This is a genomic window from Novosphingobium sp. CCH12-A3, assembly GCF_001556015.1.
Taxonomy (GTDB): domain Bacteria; phylum Pseudomonadota; class Alphaproteobacteria; order Sphingomonadales; family Sphingomonadaceae; genus Novosphingobium; species Novosphingobium subterraneum.
In genome coordinates this window covers 1-3,087 of record NZ_LSIA01000243.1, presented here as the reverse complement: position 1 = coordinate 3,087, position 3,087 = coordinate 1, and the positions used below count along the sequence as shown (strand labels likewise).

Genomic DNA, 3,087 nt, shown 5'->3' with positions numbered 1-3,087 from the left:
CTTCGGTGATCAGCGCGCTATGGGCATCGGGGTACTGGCGCTGCACGATGAGGTCAGCGACCAGGAACAGATACTCGGCCGAGAACTGCCGGCGCCGGTCCGCCTCGCTGGTGCCCGACATGACGCCCAGGAATTGCTCAAGCGCGATTCGCAAGAGGTTCGATCGGGAGACGTTTTGCGCGGTTGCGGCAGCCTGCGCCGCATCGGCCAGCGGCTGTGGAAGCCGGAGGGTTATCAGAACTGTTTCAGTCATCACCACGCCCTTCGAAAGGGCCTGGTGGAGATTGCGCGAGAAGGGTTTTAGGGCATCGGCGGGCCCTTGGCAAGAATGGGGTTGGGGACCAAATGGCGTATTACATTGTAATACCGATGAAATCGCGGAATTCCGGGACTTTACCGGCAGGCTACAGCAATGTAATACGCTGTATTACCAAAGATCCACTCTGTACACACACGCATTTCCGCCATTTTCGCTACGGCCCTGCCGTGTAGGGTGTGCAATCCATCCCCTTAATCCGATGCCTTGTGTCTGGTGGGTGGTTGTTGGTCTTTGATGCGCATAGAGTCGGGCCTTGACCGCCTGTCCTGGAGCCAATGAGCGCCGCTGATTACAGGACTGGCCGCACGATTTATTTGCAGGACCGTTGGCAAAAGGCTTGCCACTGCGCTCGCTGCTTGGAATCCTCAGGCCGGGAGGTTTCAGCACCAACCCACGAGGTATCAACATGGCCAGAAAAGGAAGCCTTGAAGCGGAACGACAGGCAATCGCGAAGGAGCGTCAGGCGCTGGAAGCGCGCGAGACGAAACTGCGCGAAAGCGAGCGGGCAGCGAGTGTCGAACTGATGCACAAATCGGTTCTCGGCAAGGCGCCTTTCGAGAGGGTCGAAGCATTCTTCGCCGCTCTCGGAAAGCTCGGTCTGGACGAAGCGGAAAAGCGCCTGCGGGCAAGCTGAAACCGGCCTCGGCAGAGGCCAGCGCAGCCGGGGCTCGATGCCCCGGCTGCGCTTTATTGAACACACGCAAAAAGAGGGGCCGGAGAGCCCCTCAAGAGCCCTCCGGCGCAGTGCGATATGCGGCATGTCAGAACGGGCAGTCGGCGTCCCAGTCGGGATCCATCACCACGCTCATGAAGCTCGCGGCGCGGGCGATGTTCGCTTCGTCGAAGTCGTCGGCCATCATGCCCGGGACAGAATGGACGATCCGGTCGATCAGGTCCTGGGGCAGGGCGTTATAGTCACCCTCGTCGATGGCGAGAAAGCAGCCGAACTCGTCTTCGATGACGTGCTGGTCGAAGAAGCTGTGCTGGGCCCGCATCGTCGCAGCGCGCACTGCTGCGTCATAGCTGATGTGGTCGAAAGCCGGGATGTCGAGGGTCTTGGTAAGAGCGTTCATGTGAGCCTCCTGTCAAAGGAATTGAAGAGGTCTCCTCAGGGATGGCCGAGCTTGGTCCGGGTCAGGAACGGGCCGCTCGCGGCCCGCCGCGCAGCGGGGGTGGGGGAGCCGATTTTTTCGCCTTCTTCAGGCGTAAAAATTGGGGGAACCGCCCTTCTTGACGCGGGCCAATGGCGGCCATCATACTTGGAAGTCTGCGAGAGTATTTAACCCTGTTGGGCAGCACACCCGGTGGTCCCAGGCACGGATCTCGAGCGCCCGGCCGATGCGAAGCCTTCGCGTGCCCGCCAGCAGGCCGTCAAGCCATTACTGGCGGGGGCAAGAAGCGAGCGAGCCGGGCCATGACAGTGTGCGTCCCGATCGACACAAAAGAAGGGCATCCGGCGGTGAGGCCGGACACCCTTCTGGTTGATACAATCGGAGCAGGCCCCGCTCAGAATGGCGGGAGGTCATCGCCATTGACGGTGCCACATGCCGTGCGCTTCATCGCAGGCCGCTCAGCTTGCGCTGCGGCCTTGGTCCGCGCCGCCGGAGCCTCGTTCTGGACCGAAGCATCGCGCACGATGTGCAAGGGAATGCGTGCTTCCCGGAGCCGGTCGGCAAGGTTCGCCTGGATGCCGCCGCCGCTGCACACCACCGCCTCGACAGGCTTGAAGGCGAGCATGCGCGCGTTGCGCTGATAGGGCGCCGAAGGTCCCCGCGAGGTATCGGGCTTGCACAGGATCACCGGTACATTGTGGCGCGATGCCCAGGCCGCCGCGATCACGTCCGCGCCCTTGTTTTGGGCGGTCGTTGCAAGCGCCATCGACGGGACCCTGGCATGGATCGCATCGAGATAGTCTTCAACCAGCGCAATGTCGGTGAACTGCTGTCCGCCCGAGAACACCACGACCGGACCCGATGGGGCAAACTGCTCGCGCCGCTGCGCCTTCTGTGACGCAAGATAGTCGCGCGCTTCGATCATCGAGGCATTGGTCTTGGACGACACCCTGGACCCCCGCACCGGCGAGAAAGGCCGACCGGTTTCGACAAGGTAGATCCGTGCGGCATGGTCACGCATGCACTCCATCGCATCGCGGCATTCGGCAAGGCTGCGGGCCTGCATGGTCAGGTCCTCAAGGTCGGTCGCGTAGACCTCGCTAGGATCGTATTCGCGCAGCTTTTCCTGCAACTGGTTCGCCATGGCATCCTCGCGGTCATCGAGGCGTTTGGCGACGACATGGAAGCTGTTGGCGATGCCCCAGGCGACTTCGTTCGCAAAGTCCTCCATCCGGGTGTCGCGGAACAGGTCGAAGACGGTCGCGAGCATCATCTCGATCGCTGCTTGGGCCACCTCGGGGTCGGGCATTTCGGCAGCGCTCGGCTCATGTTCGATCGAGAGCTTGGCCAGTTCGGTCTGCTCCATGAATGCCCGGGCGTAGTCGGGCGTGGCGATTTCGCGCGCATAGTGTTCGGCAAGGTCGGCGAAGTTCGAGAAACGGTCCGTCATGATAACCTCCAAAAGGAATTGTCTCTCATCACGCTGATGAAAGATGCCCATCGGAAGGACGCCGGAGTCAGGCAGTCAGGGACGGCGGCGCGCCCGCGCTGCCGCCGCGTGTCGCGGGCGTGGGGGGAGCCGATTTTTGCTCGCAAGGCGGTAGCCGCAGCAGGCCAAAATCGGGGGGCACCCGCGATCCTTGACGGCCGCCAATC

Annotated in this window: 4 protein-coding genes; 1 reads left to right on the top strand and 3 read right to left on the bottom strand. The window is 62.3% G+C overall.

Annotated features, from left to right (window positions below; all coding sequences use genetic code 11):
- The coding region (locus tag AX703_RS20165) for a ribbon-helix-helix protein, CopG family (protein WP_062346701.1) at positions 1–253 on the bottom strand (253 nt) is incomplete at its 3' end.
- Between the two features lie 472 nt (positions 254–725).
- Between AX703_RS20165 and AX703_RS20160 the strand changes: the two genes are divergently transcribed.
- Positions 726–953 (top strand): hypothetical protein, encoded by a 228-nt coding sequence (locus AX703_RS20160; protein ID WP_062346698.1) that lies wholly within the window; start codon positions 726–728, stop codon positions 951–953.
- Between the two features lie 127 nt (positions 954–1,080).
- Here the strand turns inward: AX703_RS20160 and AX703_RS20155 are convergent, their stop codons facing one another.
- Both AX703_RS20155 and AX703_RS20150 read right to left on the bottom strand, forming a co-directional pair.
- A complete protein-coding gene (locus tag AX703_RS20155; RefSeq protein ID WP_062346696.1) occupies positions 1,081–1,392 on the bottom strand; it encodes a hypothetical protein in 312 nt (103 codons plus the stop codon).
- Between the two features lie 433 nt (positions 1,393–1,825).
- Positions 1,826–2,881 (bottom strand): DUF2493 domain-containing protein, encoded by a 1,056-nt coding sequence (locus AX703_RS20150; protein WP_197423786.1) that lies wholly within the window; start codon positions 2,879–2,881, stop codon positions 1,826–1,828.
- Positions 2,882–3,087: the final 206 nt, after the last annotated feature.